This is a genomic window from Streptomyces sp. 8K308, assembly GCF_004348315.1.
Taxonomy (GTDB): Bacteria; Actinomycetota; Actinomycetes; order Streptomycetales; family Streptomycetaceae; genus Streptomyces.
Map to the genome: position 1 here is coordinate 1 of NZ_SMKC01000151.1, position 15,756 is coordinate 15,756.

Genomic DNA, 15,756 nt, shown 5'->3' on the forward strand with positions numbered 1-15,756 from the left:
ACCCCGGAAAGGCCCCGGCGTGATCACGTTCCACGAGGTGACCTTCACCTACCCGGACGGCGAGCGGCCGACCCTGCGCGACGTCGACCTGGACATCGGCGAGGGCGAGCTCTGCCTCGTCACCGGCCGCACCGGCACCGGCAAGTCGACCCTGCTCGGCGCCGTCAACGGCCTGGTCCCCAGGTTCACCGGCGGCACCCTGCGCGGCACGGTCACCGTCGCCGGGCAGCGCACCGACGCCGCCGCGCCCCAGGAGTTCGCCCACCTCGTCGGGGTCGTCGGCCAGGACCCGCTCGCCGGCTTCGTCACCGACACCGTCGAGGAGGAACTCGCCTACGGCATGGAGCAGTTGGCCGTCGACCCGGGCACCATGCGGAAGCGGGTCGAGGAGACCCTCGACCTGCTGGGCATCGCCGAGCTGCGGCACCGGCCGCTGCGCACCCTCTCGGGCGGCCAGCAGCAGCGGGTGGCCATCGGCTCGGTGCTCACCACCCACCCCGCCGTGCTCGTTCTCGACGAACCCACCTCGGCGCTCGACCCGACCGCCGCCGAGGAGGTGCTGGCCGCCGTGCTGCGCCTCGTCCATGACCTCGGCACCACCGTGCTGATCGCCGAACACCGCATGGAGCGCGTGCTGCAGTACGCCGACCGGCTGCTGCACCTGACCGGCGACGGCACCGTGCGCGACGGCGACCCGGCCGAGCTGATGGCCGACTCCGACGTCGCGCCGCCCGTCGTCCAACTGGGCCGGGTCGCCGGCTGGCGGCCGCTGCCGCTCTCGGTGCGCGACGCCCGCCGGCACGCGCCCGCCCTCCGCCGCCGCCTCGAAGGACACCTGCCCCCAGCCCCTGAGCCGGCACGCGCCGGGCGTGAGCCGGCGCTCGACGCCCGCCGGATCACCGTCACCTACGGCTCGGCGGTCGCCGTCCGCGAGGTCGACCTGACGCTGTGGCCCGGCGAGGTCGCCGCGCTGATGGGGCGCAACGGCTCCGGCAAGTCGTCGCTGCTGTGGGCGATCCAGGGCTCGGGGCCGCGCCGCTCCGGCAGCGTGACCGTCGCCGGCAGCGACCCGGGCAAGGCCGGCGCCCGGCGCGCCAGGGAGCTCGTCGGTCTCGTGCCGCAGAGCGCCGCCGACCTGCTCTACCTGCAGACCGTGGCCGCCGAGTGCGCCCAGGCCGACCGTGAGTCGGCCGCCACCCCGGGCACCTGCCGCGCGCTGCTCGACCGCCTCGCGCCCGGCATACCCGACGACCGCCACCCCCGCGACCTCTCCGAGGGCCAGCGACTCGCCCTCGTCCTCGCCGTCCAACTCACCGCCGCGCCGAGCGTGATGCTCCTCGACGAGCCCACCAGGGGCCTGGACTACCACGCCAAGCGCCACTTCGGCCGGGTGGTGCGCCAACTCGCCGACGAGGGCCACGCGGTGCTGATCGCCACCCACGACGTGGAGTTCGTGGCGGCCACGGCGGACCGGGTCACCGTCCTCGGCGAGGGCGAACTGGTCGCCGACGGCCCCACCGCCGACGTCGTCTGCGCCTCGCCCGCCTTCGCGCCCCAGGTCGCCAAGATCCTGCGCCCGCTGCCCTGGCTCACCCCCGAGCAGGTCGCCCACGCCCTCACCCTCCAGGAGGCAGCCGGATGACGAGCCAGAACCCGTCGATCACGCGCCGCGCCACCGCGCTGCGCGTCGGCCCGCGAGCCGCCGCCGTGCTGGCGCTGGCCAGCCTGATCGGGCTCGCCATGTTCTGTTGGCCGCTGCTCTCCCCGCCCGAACCGCAGGCCATGGCCCACGCCGGTCACGCGCCGCTGCTGTTCGTGCTGCTGCTGCCGGTCGTGCTCGCCGTGGTGCTCGCCGAGATGTCCGAGGGCGGAATCGACCCCAAGTCCCTCGCCTTGCTCGGCGTGTTGGCCGCCGTCAACGCGGCGCTTCGCCCGCTGGGCGCCGGCACCGCGGGCATCGAGACCGTGTTCTTCGTGCTCGTCCTCGCCGGCCGGGTCTTCGGGCCCGGATTCGGCTTCGCCCTGGGCGCCGTCTCGCTCTTCGCCTCCGCGTTGCTGACGGCGGGCGTCGGCCCCTGGCTGCCGTTCCAGATGATGGCCGCCGGCTGGGTGGGGCTCGGCGCCGGGCTGCTGCCGCGCCGCCCCACCGGCCGGGCCGAGATCGCGCTGCTCGCCGGCTACGGGGTGCTGGCCGCCTACGCGTTCGGGGTGATGATGAACCTCTGGTTCTGGCCCTACGCCACCGGCCCCGACACCCAGCTGTCCATCGACCCCGAGGCGGGCGTGCCGGAGAACCTGCACACCTTCGTCCTCTACACCCTGGCGACCTCCACCTTCGGCTGGGACACCGGCCGTGCCCTGACCAACGCCCTCGCCGTCGTGCTCCTCGGCCCCGCCGTGCTCACCACCCTGCGGCGCGCGGCCCGGCGCGCCGCGTTCGACGTCCCCGTCACCTTCGCCTCCGCAACCACCCCCGCAGCGCACGACGCACACCACGAAGGAGCACTCAGCCGATGAGCCCGACGAGCAGGAGGCCGGCGGCCCGAGTCGCGCTGGCCGGAGCCCTCATGGCGGTCGCCTTGACGCTGCCCGCGGCCAACGCGGCCGCCGACGCGCCACCCGAGCTGCGCGACCCGACGGCCGCCGCGGCGACCTGGGCCGTCGGCCAGCTGACCGACGCCACCCACGCCAACGGCGACCACGGCCTGACCGCCGACATCGTCCTCGGCCTCGCCGCCTCCGGCACCGCGGGGGACGCCGCCGACCGGGCCACCGACTGGCTGGCGGAGAACGCAGCCGACTACATCACCCGGGGCGGCAACGAGGGCACCGTCTTCGCCGGTGGCGCCGCCAAGCTCGCCCTGGTCGCCGCCGTCGAACACCGGGACCCGAGCGACTTCGGCGGCCAGGACCTGACCGCGACCCTGCTCGGTCGCCTCCAGGACACCGGCCGCTTCACCGACGCCGGCACGACCGGCGACATGTCCAACCAGTTCACCCAGTCCCTGGCCGTGCTCGCCCTGGACCGCACCGGCGAGGTGCCCGGGTCCGCCGTGGACTTCCTCGCCTCCACCCGCTGCGCCGACGGCGGCTACCCGCTCTCCCTGCGCCGCAACCCGGACCGCTGCGTCTCCGACACCGACAGCACCGGCATGGCCGTGCAGGCGCTGCTCGCCGTGGGCCGCACCGCGGACGCGGAGCCCGCGCTCGACTGGCTCGAGTCCCAGCAGCAGGACGACGGCGGCTTCGGCTACGACGCCGCGAGCGACCCCAACTCCAACTCCACGGCCCTCGCCGTCCAGGCCCTGGCGGCCGGCGACCGGGACGAGGCCGCCGAGCGCGGCGTGACCTGGCTGCGTTCCGTGCAGGTCGGCTGCGCCGGCGCGGCGGCCGACCGGGGAGCCGTCGGCTATCTGGAGCCGATCGCCAACGGCCTCGCCCTGCGCGCCACGGCCCAGGCGATACCGGCACTGGCCGGCCAGCCGCTCGGCGAGATCGACGGCGCCTCCTCCGCGCCCGACACCGAGCCCATCGACTGCACCCCGGACGACGGCTCGGCCGGCGCCACCACCGACCAGCCGGCCGCGGGCGGCGCGGCGAACGGCGCGGACCCCGGCGGGGCGAACGGCGCGGACGGCGCCGCGAGCGGCGACGGCGGCGCGGCGGACGGCGCGGACCCCGGCGGCTCCGACGCCGGCTCCACCTCGGGCGCCACGAGCGACGGCGCGACCAGCGACGGGGCCACCGCCGACGGCGGGGCCGCGGACGGCACCACGGGCGGCCCGACCACCACCAGCACCACCACCTCCGGCGCCACCACGAGCACCACCACGACCGGCCCAAGCCCTGACGGGCACCTGGCCGCCACCGGCTCGTCCTCCGCGCGGCCCCTGATGGCGGCCGCCGCGCTGTTCCTGCTCGCCGGCTGCGCCGCCTATCTGATCGCGCGCCGCCGCCGCAACGGCTGAGCCGCCGGCGGCACCCAGGCCAGCACGACCACAGGACACGACCACGAAGGAGTAACGGACCATGCCCACCACGCAGCTGAGACGCGTCCTCGTCGTCGCCGCCACCGCCGGCCTCGCCGCGCTCGCCGCCGCCCCGTCCGCCACGGCGGACACCGCCACCGCCGCCGCGGCCGACCCGGTCACCGTCTCCCTCACGCTCACCGGGCCGGCCGGCACCATCTTCGACGGCGAGGTCACCACCACCGGACACACCGTCACCCCGCTCACCGGCGGGGCACGGCTCTGCGACGGCACCAACCTCGGCGCCAACCCGGCCCCCGGCGCCACCCCGACGGCCGCCCTGGACGACGCCGCCAACGCCAACGGCTTCGACTGGGACGGCGTCTGGTACGCCTCCTTCGAGGACTACCTGGTGACCTCGATCGACGGCTTCAGCCAGGACGCCGACCACTTCTACGAGATCTCCGTCAACGGCGTCGCCACCCTCGTCGGCGGCTGCCAGCACCTGCTCGACGAGGGCGACGAGGTCGCCTTCACCTGGACCGAGATCGGGTAGCCACCCGGCCGGGCCCCGCACCCGGTGCCGCCGGCCGAGCCCGGCGGCACCGGGGGAGCGGCGACCGTGATACGCATGTCGGATGACCTCTGCTGACTCCCCCAACCCCCCTGCGGACGCCGAGCGTTACGCCGCCGCCCTGACGGCGCTCGGCTTCCCCGTACAGGCCGGCCTCGCCGCGCCCGTCGACCTGGCCCGCCTGCTGCTCGAGGCGGCCGAGGTGCGGGTGCGGAACGAGGAGACCGTCGACGGCCGGATCGCGCTGCCCCAACTCCCCGACCTCTCGGGACCCGACGGTGGTCAGATCGTCCTCGAACGGCTGATCATGGCCCACTACCGCGCCATCCGGCTCGCCCACGGCGTCACCCCGCTCGGCGCGGCCATGCGCGAGGCGATCGGCGAGGGCGGCGTGGGCGAGATCTGGCGGCTCGCGGCCGAGACCGCGCAGGCGCTGGAGTCCACCCTCGCCTTCCTGATCTCCGTCAGCGTCCCCGAGGCCGACACCCGGGCCGCGAGCGACCAACTGCGGCTGGCCACCGAGCGGTTGGCCGAGGCGGGGCAGACGGCCGCCCGCATCCGCGCCACCGCCCCGGACCGGGACTGACGGGACGGCACAGGCGAGGGCGTCAGAACTCGGCGGCGGCGGTGGCCGTCCCGGTAGCCGGCTGCCGCCGCCCGCAGGCCAGCAACACCAGCAGCACCCCGGCCGCGAAACCCAGCAGCGCCGGCCAGGGCAGCCGGCCCGACGGCGCGAATCCCGCCACCGCGATCCTGGCCAGCGCGAGGCAGGACGTGCCGACCCCCGCCGCCAGCACCAGCCAGGGGCCCGTCCGCCATCGGGCGCGCGCCGCCCTGGCCGGTGGTCGCGGCAGTGTCCCCACGGCCATCACCAGCGGCACAAGCAGCACCCAGAGCACCCCCACCCAGGCGACGCGCAGCAGCCACCAGTAGCCCGTGCCCGTCGGGACCTCGGGGAACAGGCCGAGCGGGTAGAGCGTGGCCCCCGCGATCATCGCCGGCGCCATGTGCCACAGGTAGAGCCCCATCGCGGCCCGGTTGCCGGCCGACACCCGCCGCCACCGGCGGGGTTTTCGCAGCCAGCGGTTGACCGGGCCCTCGGCGGCGACCAGCAGCCCGATGACCGTGACGGCGTGTGCGTAGAGCGCCAGGGTCGGCGGCGAGGCGTTGGCGATCCTGGCCCCCGGCACCCCGATCAGGCTCACCGGGAATGGGCCGACGGTGATGAGCAGGACCCAGGCCACCGCGCCGCCCGCCGCCATCAGCCAGGCCCGCGCCCCGTGAAGCGCCCCCTCGCGCCAGGCGAAGCCCAGCAGGTACATGCCGCCCCACACCAGCAGGTAGTTGAGCCAGCCCACCAGCGGCAGCCGGGGGCCGAGCACCAGCACGTTCACCAACGCCGCCAGCACGACGGTGGCTGTCACCAGCCACAGCCCGACGCGCCGGTAGAACGCGTACAGCGCGGGCGTCAGGGCGAGCAGCGCCAGGTAGAGCGGCAGGAACCACAGGTGCAGGGCCGTCGCCCAGCCCAACTCGGCGAGTACTCCGACGTCCACGTCCACGAGCAGGCAGACGGCCACGGTGACCGTGCCCGTCGCCACGTAGACCGAGGTCGGCACCAGCAGCCCGCGGGCACGCTCCGCCAGCCAGCCGCCCCAGGCGTCCGGCCGCCGGTGCGCGGCCCAGGAGACCGCGTTGGCGTAGCCGCCCGCCAGGAAGATCAGTGGCATGACCTGGAAGACGAGCGTCAACCAGTGTGCCCAGTGCACCAGGGCGAGGGCGTCGACGCCGTGCAGCCGACCGCCCCGGTAGCTGATGTCGGTCACCAGCCAGTGCCCCACGCACACGAAGCAGACCGCCGTGAAACGCAGCAGATCCACATAGCGGTTCCGAGGCTCCTGGGTGGTTTGCGTCATTTGAGAAGGATTACCAGCAAGCGCTTCGCGCCCCAAGCCGCAACGGCGGGACGCGGCGCGCTCGAACGGCCCAACGACCGATGAGATCCGGCGCCCGGGCGAGTCCACCCACCGACGACCACCGCGACCCTGCATATCGCCGGCGGCCGGGACATCCAGGGACGTCCACCGGGGGCAGGGCGGCCCGCCCATCGCCTGGTTCCGCGACCCCGCCGGCAACTTCCTCTCCGTGCTCGAGCAGCCGTCCAGCAGCTGAGCCGCGCCGCCCTATCCGGGCGATCTTCTTCGGGGCCGCGACTCCCCCAGGCCTGGTGGCCTGGGAGGTGCGCCCGAACACGGCATCTCGCCGCGTTGCGGAATCGCGCGAATACGGTCGAGTATGAGCTGCGTTGCTGCCGATGTGCGGCTCCGCCGGGTGGGGCGTCTTGAGCGAGGCGAATGGGGGCACTCCCCCGAGCACTCCGTGCAGGGGGCACCCCCACCCGGACGAAGTCTGGGGGAGCACGGCGTCTGACGCCGCGGGCTGATCAAACAAGATCGACAGGAAGGACCTAGCCGGGCGCGTCCAGGAGTGGAATCAACTCCTGTTCCTCGTAGGCGAGGTGGGACTCCAACTCGGTCGTCAGCCGGTCGACCGTGGCCAGCGCGAACCCGGGCGCCGAGTGTTCCGCCGTGACGATCGCCCGCAACTCCTCGACCAGCGAGGCGATCCGCTCGTGCTCCCGGCGCAGCCGTGCCAGCGTCGGCGCCAGGTTCGGGCGGACCCGTTCGAAGTGCGGGAACATGGCGCCGTCCTCGATCGAGTGGTGGTAGCCCAGGCCCTGGCAGAGCGTCAGGCAGTTCACCCGCAGCTGGGCGCCGAGGCCGATCCTGCTTCCGGACTCGGCCACCTCCCGGCGGATCAGGGCCAGTTCCCGACGGAACGCGTCGTGGACCAGCTTCAGTCCGGCGGCCGGCGAGGAGGCGTTGGGCGTCGGGCCGCCCACCGGCGCCAGCGCGACCACGGGGATCGTGCGGGCGGTCTTGTCCTGGTACGCGGCCCATCCCGGGTCGGCCTCCACCGCCCGGGCGAAGAGGCGGTCGCGCTCGTCGCCGGTGAGCACGGTGGCCTCGGCCTCGTAGCTGAACACCCCGTCCTCGACGGTGACCCTGGGGTGCGCCACCAGGTTGTGGTACCAGTCCGGGTGGCGCGGCGCGCCGCCGGCGGAGGCGATCACCAGGATCCGCTCGCCGTCGTCCGGCAGGAAGCCGACCGGGGTGGTGTGCCGGGCGCCCGACCGGGCCCCGGTGGTGGTCAGCAGGATCAGCCGGGCACCCTCGAAGGGGCCGGAGACGCGACCGCCGTTGGCGCGGAACTCATCGATGATCCGCTGGTTGAAGTCTGTGGGCATGCTCGCTTTCGTTCTCCGTGAGATGTGGGTGTCGACGCGATGCGACAGGAAGCGGGTCTCGCGCGTGCGCGCGGTCCCTACACGACACTCGACGGAGAACGGTGGGCCCCTGGCCCGGTCGGCGATCACGCCATGACCGGGAACCTCACTCGCTCATGGCACTTGGCCGACCCGGCAGTCACCGTGGCACCCTAACCTCGGCCGGCCCGATCGGACAATCTCATTGTCGGTACTTCGGTGCCCGCAGCTCGATGGCCGGGCAACGGTCCATCACCATCTCAAGACCGGCCGCCCGGACGCGGTCGTATGCCGCCTCGTCGACGACGCCCAGCTGGAACCAGACGGCCCCCGCCCCGATCCGCACCGCCTCGTCGGCCACCGGGCCGGCCAGCTGGCTGTTGACGAACACGTCCACCACGTCCACCGGGAACGGAATGTCGGTGAGCGTGGCGTACCCGCGCTCGCCGTGCACGGTCTCGGCCTTCGGGTGCACGGGCACGATCCGCTTCCCGAACCGCCGCAACACCTGCGCGACGCCGAACGCCGGCCGCCGCTCGTTGGTGGAGAGCCCCACGATCGCCCAGGTGTCCCCGAGCCCGGTGAGGATCCGGTCCACCGTCGCCTCGTCGCCGTACATCCAGCCTCCCTGGTCCGCGTCCACTGGGCGCAACGCCATCCTCCCGTACGCCATTCCCACCCGCCGCATACGCTGGCCCGATGCGGGACGGGTATCTGACGGTGGCCGGCGAGGGCGAGCACGAGACCGAGGTGAACCGGTCACGGTTCCTGTGCGCGCTGGCCCCGGTCGCCGACGAGGCGGCGGCGCAGGCGTTCGTCGCCCGGGCCAGGCAGCGGCACCCGACCGCCAGCCACCACTGCTACGCCTATGTCATCGGCGCCGACGCCGCTGTCCAGAAGAGCGGCGACGACGGCGAGCCGGGCGGCACCGCCGGGCTGCCGATGTTGCAGATGCTGCTGCGCCGCGAGGTGCGGTTCACGGTCGCCGTGGTGACCCGCTGGTTCGGCGGGATCAAGCTGGGCGCCGGCGGGCTGATCCGCGCCTACGGCGGCGCGGTCGGCGCCGCGCTCGACATGGTCGGCACCGTGTCGCGCCGTCGGCTGCGGCTGGCGGACGTCACCGTGGGGCACGAGCGGGCCGGTCGCCTGGAGAACGAGCTGCGGGCCGCCGGCCACCCCGTGCGGGAGGTGCGCTACGGCGCGGAGGTGGTCATCAGGATCGGCCTGCCTGAGGCCGACGTCGAGATTTTCCGCGCCTGGTTGGCGGGCGCCACCACCGGCGCGGCCCGGCTCGACCTCGGCGGCGAGGTGTACGAGGCGGGCTGAGCTGGTGAGGGGAGCATGGCGTTGCCTCACGAACTTCACTCGGGCATCACGAATTCCATGCTGCCGACGTGAGCTTCACGTGATCCCGCCGTGCGCCTCCTCGACCTGACGCCCCATCAGTAGCGTGGTGCCCGGTCCTCCGCGGTCTGCGGAGGAAGCGCTCGCACGACTCTTTCCATGGAGGTGCAATGAGACGCGCCAGAATCCTCGCCGTGACCGCCACCGCGGTGCTGCTGGCCGGCACGGCCACCGCCGCCGCCCAGGGCGGTGGCTCAGCTCAGGGCGGTGACGTCAAGGACGTGCCAGCCGCCGAGGGCGTGACGCCGTTGGCGGCGCACAACCAGTACACCGGCACCCCGACCAGCCTCGCCCCCGGCGCCTCGGGCTCGGCCTGGGCGTTCTGTCCTTCCGGCGAGGTACCCACCGGCGGCGGTGCGGGCACGAGCGCCTTCGACATCTACCTGCTCGACACCCGCCCGTCGGGCAACTCCTGGCTGGTGTTCGGCAAGAACACCGGCTCCACCACCCAGAGCATCACCGCGTACGTCATCTGCACGGTGCCCTGACCCCGTCCCGGTCGCGGCGTTCCGAACGGCACGGCCGGCGCGGGGAACGGCGCCGGCCGTGCGCTCCGCAGGGCGCCGGATCAGCCGCGGGGGTCCTTCGGCGGATCGATGCCGAGGGCGGCCAGCCGTTCGGCGAACGGCACGACGTTCTCCGGTCCGTCCGCCCGCCGGGTGCCGGCGGGCGGACGCGGCGGGGCCGGCCGGGTGTCGGGGGCGAGCAGCGCGACCAGCTCGGCGGCCGCCCGGTCCACGCGCTCGGCGAGGCCGGCCGCGTAGTCGTCGCCCACCGCGCCCCAGTCCTGGGAGGCCGCGTAGACCCCGGTGGGGACCATGACGGCCCGTAGATGGGCGAAGAGCGGCCGCAGGGCGTGCTCGATCACCAGCGAGTGCCGCGGCGTCCCGCCCGTGGCGCCGAGCAGCACCGGCTTGCCGGCCAGCGACTCCGGCTCGAGGACGTCGAAGAACGACTTGAACAGGCCGCTGTAGGAGGCGGAGAAGACGGGTGTGACGGCGATCAGCCCGTCGGCGGCGGTGACCGACTCGATCGCGGTGGCCAGCCGGGGGCTGGGGAAGCCCCCGGTGAGGTGGCTGGCGATGTCGGCGGCCAGCTCGCGCAGTTCGACGACCGTGACCTCCGCCCCCTCGGCACGCGCGGCGGTGGCCGCCGCCAGGCGGTCGGCCAGCAGCCGAGTGGACGACGGGACGCTGAGACCCGACGCGACGACCGTGATCCTCATGCGGCGCTCGCCCCCTCGCGCCGCTCCGCGGCGGCCCGCACCAGCGACTCGTGGGTCGGCGCGTCCGGCACCTCGGCCGGGCGGCCCTTGGCGAACTCCTCGCGCAGCACAGGGACGACCTCCTCGCCCAGCATGTCGATCTGCTCGAGCACGGTCTTCAGCGGCAGGCCGGCGTGGTCGACCAGGAACAGCTGGCGGTGGTAGTCGCCGGCGTACTCGCGGAAGGTGAGGGTCTTCTCGATGACCTGCTCGGGTGTCCCCACGGTGAGCGGCGTCTGGGCGGTGAACTCCTCGAGCGAGGGCCCGTGCCCGTACACCGGCGCGTTGTCGAAGTAGGGGCGGAACTCGCGGACCGCGTCCTGGGAGTCGCGGCGCATGAAGACGTGGCCGCCGAGGCCGACGATGGCCTGCTCGGCGGTGCCGTGGCCGTAGTGCGCGTAGCGCTCGCGGTAGAGGTCGATCATCCGCTGGGTGTGTTCCTTGGGCCAGAAGATGTGGTTGGCGAAGAAGCCGTTCCCGTAGTACGCGGCCTGTTCGGCGATCTCGGGGCTGCGGATGGAGCCGTGCCAGACGAACGGCGGTACGCCGTCCATCGGGCGGGGGGTGGAGGTGAAGCCCTGGAGCGGGGTGCGGAAGCGGCCCTGCCAGTCGATGACGTCCTCGCGCCACAGTCGGTGGAGGAGGGCGTAGTTCTCGATGGCGAGGTTGATGCCCTCGCGGATGTCCTGGCCGAACCAGGGGTAGACCGGTCCTGTGTTGCCGCGGCCCAGTATGAGGTCGACGCGGCCGTCGGCCAGGTGCTGGAGCATGGCGTAGTCCTCGGCGATCTTCACCGGGTCGTTGGTGGTGATCAGCGTCGTCGCGGTGGAGAGGACCAGCCGCTCGGTGCGGGCGGCGATCCAGCCCAGCATGGTGGTGGGGGAGGACGGCACGAACGGCGGGTTGTGGTGCTCGCCGGTCGCGAACACGTCGAGGCCGACCTCCTCGGCGCGCTGGGCCATGGCGACCATCGCCTTGACACGCTCCCGCTCGGTCGGGGCGCGACCCGTCGTGGGATCGGGCGTGACGTCGCCCACCGTGAAGATCCCGAACTGCGTCCCGGCCATCGACACCACTCTCCGTGTAGTTGAATATTGAACCATTTGTGACAACAGGGTGCGGCCTCCCACTATTCCCCGCCGGGCCCCGCCTCGCAGCGGGCAACCTTCGGCAGTGCGGCGGCGACCAGCACATGTCAGGTCCTCGCCAGAACGGATCCCCTCCATGAACCCCACACCGCATCGCCGCGGGCGCCGGGCGGCCGTCCTCACCACCCTGGCCGTCGCCGCCGGCGCCCTGCTGGTGACCGGCCAGACCGCCCAGGCCACCGCCACGCCGACCGCCTCCGACGTCACCGCGGCCGTCGACCTGGTGGTCGCCAAGGACGGCAGCGGCACCCACACCACCGTCCAGGCCGCCGTCAACGCCGTCCCCGCCGGCAACACCAGCCCCGTCACCATCACCGTGCGGCCCGGCACCTACCGCGAGACCGTCCAGATCCCCAGCAGCAAGCCGCACATCCGGCTGGTCGGCAGCGGCAGCTCACCCTCCCAGGTGACCATCGTCTACAACAACTCGGCCGGCACCACCAGGCCCGACGGCTCCACCTACGGCACCAGCGGCAGCGCCACCTTCATGGCCGACGCCAACGACTTCCAGGCCCGCAACATCACCTTCGCCAACGACTTCGACGAGGTCGCGCACGCCAACCAGTCGGGCCACCAGGCCGTCGCGCTCCGCACCCGCGCCGACCGGATCCGCCTGGAGAACGTGGTCGTCACCGGCGACCAGGACACCCTGCTGCTCGACACCGCAGGACGCGACACCCGCGGCCGCGTCTACATCACCGGGTCCACCATCCGCGGCAACGTCGACTTCATCTTCGGCCGCGCCACCGCCGTCATCACCAACTCGAGGATCGAGGTCACCCGCCGTCCCGACGGCAGCTCCGGCGGCTACGTGATGGCCCCCTCCACGGCGCCCCAGTTCAACGGCTTCCTCATCACCAACTCCACCATCACCGGCAGCGTCTCGGACCGTACCTACTACCTCGGTCGCCCGTGGCACGCCGGCGGCGACGCCTCCCTCGACCCGCAGGGCATCGTCCGCAACACCCAGCTCAGCGCCGCGGTCCGCACCACTCCGTGGACCGACATGAGCGGCTTTTCCTGGCGCGACGACCGCTTCGCGGAACACCGCAACACCGGCCCCGGATCCGGCTCGGCCAGCGCCGACCGCCCCCAGCTGACGGACGCTCAGGCCACCGCGTACACCCAGGCCGTCTGGCTCGGCGACTGGACCCCGTGACCGCGTAGCGCTCCGTCGCACCCCGCCCCGGACCCGTTGTCGGACCCCGATGGCAGACTGACCTGGTGATCAACGGGCGGCGGGCCCGGGGCCGAGGCAGAGGAGCGGAGCGCGGATGGCGGGGACCGGGGGAGGGGCCGCGGCGAGCCGACGGAGGCCGCCGCGGTGAGGCTGCTGCACACCTCCGACTGGCACCTGGGCCGTGGCCTGCACCGGGCCAGCCTCGCCGACGCCCAGCGCGCCTTCGTCGACCACCTGGTGGCCACCGTCCGCGCGCGCCGGGTCGACGCCGTGCTGGTCGCCGGGGACGTCTACGACCGGGCCGTCCCCCCGCTGCCCGCCGTCCGGCTCTTCGACGACGCCCTGCACCGGCTCGCCGCCCTCGGCGTGCCCACGGTGATGATCTCCGGCAACCACGACTCGGCCCACCGGCTCGGAGTGGCCGCCGGGCTGATCGGTCGCGCCGGCATCCACCTGCGCACCGACCCGGCCGGCTGCGGCACGCCGGTGATACTGGCCGACGAGCACGGCGACGTCGCCTGCTACGGCCTGCCCTACCTCGAACCGGCCCTGGTCCGCGAGGAGTTCGGCGCCCCGGTCGGCGGTCATGCCGCCGTGCTCGGCGCCGCCATGGATCGCGTCAGGGCCGACCTCGCGAGCCGTCCCCCCGGCACCAGGTCCGTCGTCCTCGCCCACGCCTTCGTCACCGGCGGCACCGGCTGCGACAGCGAGCGCGACATCAGCGTCGGCGGCACCGCCGCCGTGCCCGCCGCGCTCTTCTCCGGCGTCGACTACGTCGCCCTTGGCCACCTGCACGGCTGCCAGACCATCACCGACCGGCTGCGCTACTCGGGTTCGCCCCTCGCCTACTCGTTCTCCGAGGCGCGGCACCGCAAGTCCATGTGGCTGATCGACCTCGGCCCGCGCGGCGAGATCACCGCCGAGCGCGTCGACTGCCCCGTGCCGCGCCCGCTCGCCCGCCTCCGCGGCCGCCTCGACGAGCTCCTCGCCGACCCCGCCCTCGCCCCCCACGAGACCGCCTGGGTCGAGGCCACCCTCACCGACCCGGTCCGTCCCGACGAGCCCATGGCCCGCCTCGCCGAGCGCTTCCCACACGTCCTCAGCCTCGTCTTCGAGCCCGAGCGCGCGCCGGGCGCGCCCGGCACCTCCTACGCCGGGCGGCTACGCGGCCGCAGCGACCAGCAGATCGCCGAGGACTTCGTCACCCACGTCCGCGGCGGCGCCCCGCCCGACCCCCACGAGCGGGCCGCCCTCGCCGACGCCCTCGAGGCCGCCAGGGCGGGGGAGGGCTGACCATGCGCCTGCACCGGCTCACGCTCACCGCGTTCGGCCCCTTCGGCACCACTCAGCACGTCGACTTCGACCGGCTCTCCGCCGCCGGCCTCTTCCTCTTCCACGGCGCCACCGGCGCCGGCAAGAGCTCCATCCTGGACGCCGTGTGCTTCGCCCTCTACGGCTCGGTTCCCGGCGCCCGGCAGCAGGCCGCGCTCGCGCTGCGCAGCGACCACGCCGCCGCCGGCACCGCCACCGAGGTGGTGCTCGACCTCACCCTCGGCGGCCGCCGCCTCGAGATCACCAGGGCCCCCGAGCAGGACCGCCCCAAGCGGCGCGGCACCGGCACCACCCGGGAGCGGGCCCGCGCCCTGCTGCGCGAGCACGACCCGGCCACCGGAGCCTGGCGCGCCCTCAGCCGCTCCCACCAGGAGATCGGCGAGGAGCTCGCCGGGCTCCTCGGCGGGATGAGCCGCGATCAGTTCTGCCAGGTCGTGCTGCTACCCCAGGGCGAGTTCGCCCGCTTCCTGCGCGCCGGGGCCGAGGACCGCGCCAAGCTGCTCGGCCGCCTCTTCGACACCCGCAGGTTCGCCGCCGCCGAGGCCCACCTCGCCGAGCAGCGCACGGCCGCCGCCCAACGCGTCCGGGCCGCGGACGAGCGGCTGCTCGCCCTCACCAACCGCGTCCTCCAGGCCGCCGGGCCCGACGCAGCCGAGCTCGGACCTCCGCCAGAACCGCAGGACGCGCCCGCCGGCACCGACCCGGCGCGGCCGCTCCTCGGCTGGGCCGCCCAGGTCCGCTGCACCAGCAGGGAGCGGCACGCGATCGCCGCCATCGCCCTGGAGCACGCCGAGGCCGCCCACGCCGAGGCGGAACGCCGGCACGCCGAGGCCGCCGAGCGCGCCCGGCTCCAGCGGGAGCACGCTGCGGTCCGGGAGCGCGCCGCGGCCCTGGCCGCGGCGGAGCCGGCACACACCGCCGACGTCGCCCGGCTCGACCGGGCCCAGGCCGCCGACGCCGTCGCGCCCGCCCTCGCGCTGCGCGCGACCGCCGACGCCGAGCACCGGGCCGCCGTCCTGGCCGAGCGCGAGGCCAGGGCCGCGCTGCCACCCGAGCTCGCGGACAGCCCGGCGGCCGTGCTCGCCGACCGCGAGCGCGCCGCCCGGGAGGCCCTCGGCGCCCTGGCCGCCGCCCGCACCGCCGAGGCCCGCGCCGGCGCGATCGACGCCGAGTTCGCCGCGCTGGCCGCAGAGGCCGCCGCAAACGAGGAGTCGCTGGCCGACGCGGAGCGCCGGCTCGCCCGCTGGCCGGCCGAGGCCGAGCGGGTTCGCCGTGAGCTGGAGCTGGCCCTTGCCGCCGCCGCCACCGCCGAGGCCACCGCCCACCGGCTCGCCCTGGCCGGCGCCCGGCTCGCCGCCGCCCACCGCCGCGACCGGCTGGCCGCCGATCTCGCCGCCGCCGGCGCGGCGCTGCTTGCCGCCAGGGAGGCGGCCGCCGACGCCTACGCGCACTGGCTCGACCTCAAGGAGCGCCGGCTGCGCGACATCGCCGCCGAGCTCGCCGCCGCCCTGCGGCCCGGCCAGCCCTGTCCCGTCTGCGGTGCCGAGGACCACCCCCGCCC

15 protein-coding genes are annotated in these 15,756 nt (G+C 74.6%); 10 read left to right on the forward strand and 5 right to left on the reverse strand.

The window, feature by feature from the left end:
- The first annotated feature begins 19 nt into the window (after nt 1-19).
- The 5 genes from E1265_RS20470 (at nt 20) to E1265_RS20490 (ending at nt 5,128) form a co-directional block, all read left to right on the forward strand.
- Nucleotides 20-1,642 carry an ATP-binding cassette domain-containing protein gene (locus E1265_RS20470; RefSeq protein WP_132932028.1) on the forward strand — a complete coding sequence of 541 codons (1,623 nt, stop codon included), beginning with the start codon at nt 20-22 and terminating at the stop codon, nt 1,640-1,642.
- Nucleotides 1,639-2,517, forward strand: coding sequence for an ECF transporter S component (locus E1265_RS20475; RefSeq protein WP_132932030.1), 879 nt, complete (start codon nt 1,639-1,641; stop codon nt 2,515-2,517). Before E1265_RS20470 ends, E1265_RS20475 begins: the two co-directional genes overlap by 4 nt.
- Entirely contained in the window at nt 2,514-3,968 is a 1,455-nt protein-coding gene (locus E1265_RS20480; protein ID WP_132932032.1) for a prenyltransferase/squalene oxidase repeat-containing protein, read from the forward strand. The genes E1265_RS20475 and E1265_RS20480 overlap by 4 nt, the downstream gene beginning before the upstream one ends.
- 61 nt (nt 3,969-4,029) lie before the next feature.
- Nucleotides 4,030-4,524 (forward strand): DUF4430 domain-containing protein, encoded by a 495-nt coding sequence (locus E1265_RS20485; protein ID WP_132932034.1) that lies wholly within the window; start codon nt 4,030-4,032, stop codon nt 4,522-4,524.
- 82 nt (nt 4,525-4,606) lie between these two features.
- On the forward strand, nt 4,607-5,128 hold the full coding sequence (locus E1265_RS20490; RefSeq protein WP_132932036.1) for a hypothetical protein: 522 nt from the start codon (nt 4,607-4,609) through the stop codon (nt 5,126-5,128).
- A gap of 22 nt (nt 5,129-5,150) precedes the next feature.
- Here the strand turns inward: E1265_RS20490 and E1265_RS20495 are convergent, their stop codons facing one another.
- The 3 genes from E1265_RS20495 to E1265_RS20505 form a co-directional block, all read right to left on the reverse strand.
- A complete protein-coding gene (locus E1265_RS20495) occupies nt 5,151-6,458 on the reverse strand; it encodes an acyltransferase (RefSeq protein ID WP_165953815.1) in 1,308 nt (435 codons plus the stop codon).
- Nucleotides 6,459-7,009: 551 nt separating this feature from the next.
- A complete protein-coding gene (locus tag E1265_RS20500; RefSeq protein ID WP_132932040.1) occupies nt 7,010-7,849 on the reverse strand; it encodes a nitroreductase/quinone reductase family protein in 840 nt (279 codons plus the stop codon).
- A gap of 220 nt (nt 7,850-8,069) precedes the next feature.
- On the reverse strand, nt 8,070-8,486 hold the full coding sequence (locus E1265_RS20505; protein WP_132932042.1) for a CoA-binding protein: 417 nt from the start codon (nt 8,484-8,486) through the stop codon (nt 8,070-8,072).
- A gap of 80 nt (nt 8,487-8,566) precedes the next feature.
- On the opposite strand from E1265_RS20505, the gene E1265_RS20510 reads away from it, so the two are divergent.
- Together E1265_RS20510 and E1265_RS20515 are read left to right on the forward strand one after the other, a co-directional pair.
- Nucleotides 8,567-9,193 carry a YigZ family protein gene (locus E1265_RS20510; RefSeq protein WP_132932044.1) on the forward strand — a complete coding sequence of 209 codons (627 nt, stop codon included), beginning with the start codon at nt 8,567-8,569 and terminating at the stop codon, nt 9,191-9,193.
- Nucleotides 9,194-9,381: 188 nt separating this feature from the next.
- Nucleotides 9,382-9,759: a hypothetical protein gene (locus E1265_RS20515; protein WP_132932046.1), complete on the forward strand. Its 378-nt coding sequence runs from the start codon at nt 9,382-9,384 to the stop codon at nt 9,757-9,759.
- Between the two features lie 80 nt (nt 9,760-9,839).
- Here the strand turns inward: E1265_RS20515 and E1265_RS20520 are convergent, their stop codons facing one another.
- Both E1265_RS20520 and E1265_RS20525 read right to left on the reverse strand, forming a co-directional pair.
- Nucleotides 9,840-10,496 carry a CE1759 family FMN reductase gene (locus tag E1265_RS20520; RefSeq protein ID WP_132932048.1) on the reverse strand — a complete coding sequence of 219 codons (657 nt, stop codon included), beginning with the start codon at nt 10,494-10,496 and terminating at the stop codon, nt 9,840-9,842.
- Complete coding sequence (locus E1265_RS20525; RefSeq protein ID WP_132932050.1) at nt 10,493-11,602, reverse strand: LLM class flavin-dependent oxidoreductase; 1,110 nt, start codon at nt 11,600-11,602, stop codon at nt 10,493-10,495. Before E1265_RS20525 ends, E1265_RS20520 begins: the two co-directional genes overlap by 4 nt.
- A gap of 157 nt (nt 11,603-11,759) precedes the next feature.
- Here E1265_RS20525 and E1265_RS20530 point away from each other — a divergent pair, with 157 nt between their 5' ends.
- From E1265_RS20530 to E1265_RS20540, 3 genes are all read left to right on the forward strand, one after another.
- A complete protein-coding gene (locus E1265_RS20530) occupies nt 11,760-12,842 on the forward strand; it encodes a pectinesterase family protein (RefSeq protein ID WP_132932051.1) in 1,083 nt (360 codons plus the stop codon).
- Between the two features lie 165 nt (nt 12,843-13,007).
- Nucleotides 13,008-14,156, forward strand: a complete 1,149-nt coding sequence (locus E1265_RS20535) for an exonuclease SbcCD subunit D (RefSeq protein WP_132932053.1) — start codon at nt 13,008-13,010, stop codon at nt 14,154-14,156.
- Between the two features lie 2 nt (nt 14,157-14,158).
- Nucleotides 14,159-15,756, forward strand: a 1,598-nt coding sequence (locus tag E1265_RS20540) for an SMC family ATPase (protein WP_132932055.1), incomplete at its 3' end; no start/stop codon positions are given.

Excerpts from the sequence above, each read along its gene's own strand:
- E1265_RS20475 (WP_132932030.1), top strand. The coding sequence starts at position 1,639 with ATGACGAGCCAGAACCCGTCGATCACGCGCCGCGCCACCGCGCTGCGC.
- E1265_RS20480 (WP_132932032.1), top strand. The coding sequence starts at position 2,514 with ATGAGCCCGACGAGCAGGAGGCCGGCGGCCCGAGTCGCGCTGGCCGGA.
- E1265_RS20485 (WP_132932034.1), top strand. The coding sequence starts at position 4,030 with ATGCCCACCACGCAGCTGAGACGCGTCCTCGTCGTCGCCGCCACCGCC.
- E1265_RS20490 (WP_132932036.1), top strand. The coding sequence starts at position 4,607 with ATGACCTCTGCTGACTCCCCCAACCCCCCTGCGGACGCCGAGCGTTAC.
- E1265_RS20495 (WP_165953815.1), bottom strand. The coding sequence starts at position 6,458 with ATGACGCAAACCACCCAGGAGCCTCGGAACCGCTATGTGGATCTGCTG.
- E1265_RS20500 (WP_132932040.1), bottom strand. The coding sequence starts at position 7,849 with ATGCCCACAGACTTCAACCAGCGGATCATCGATGAGTTCCGCGCCAAC.
- E1265_RS20505 (WP_132932042.1), bottom strand. The coding sequence starts at position 8,486 with ATGTACGGCGACGAGGCGACGGTGGACCGGATCCTCACCGGGCTCGGG.
- E1265_RS20510 (WP_132932044.1), top strand. The coding sequence starts at position 8,567 with ATGCGGGACGGGTATCTGACGGTGGCCGGCGAGGGCGAGCACGAGACC.
- E1265_RS20515 (WP_132932046.1), top strand. The coding sequence starts at position 9,382 with ATGAGACGCGCCAGAATCCTCGCCGTGACCGCCACCGCGGTGCTGCTG.
- E1265_RS20520 (WP_132932048.1), bottom strand. The coding sequence starts at position 10,496 with ATGAGGATCACGGTCGTCGCGTCGGGTCTCAGCGTCCCGTCGTCCACT.
- E1265_RS20525 (WP_132932050.1), bottom strand. The coding sequence starts at position 11,602 with ATGGCCGGGACGCAGTTCGGGATCTTCACGGTGGGCGACGTCACGCCC.
- E1265_RS20530 (WP_132932051.1), top strand. The coding sequence starts at position 11,760 with ATGAACCCCACACCGCATCGCCGCGGGCGCCGGGCGGCCGTCCTCACC.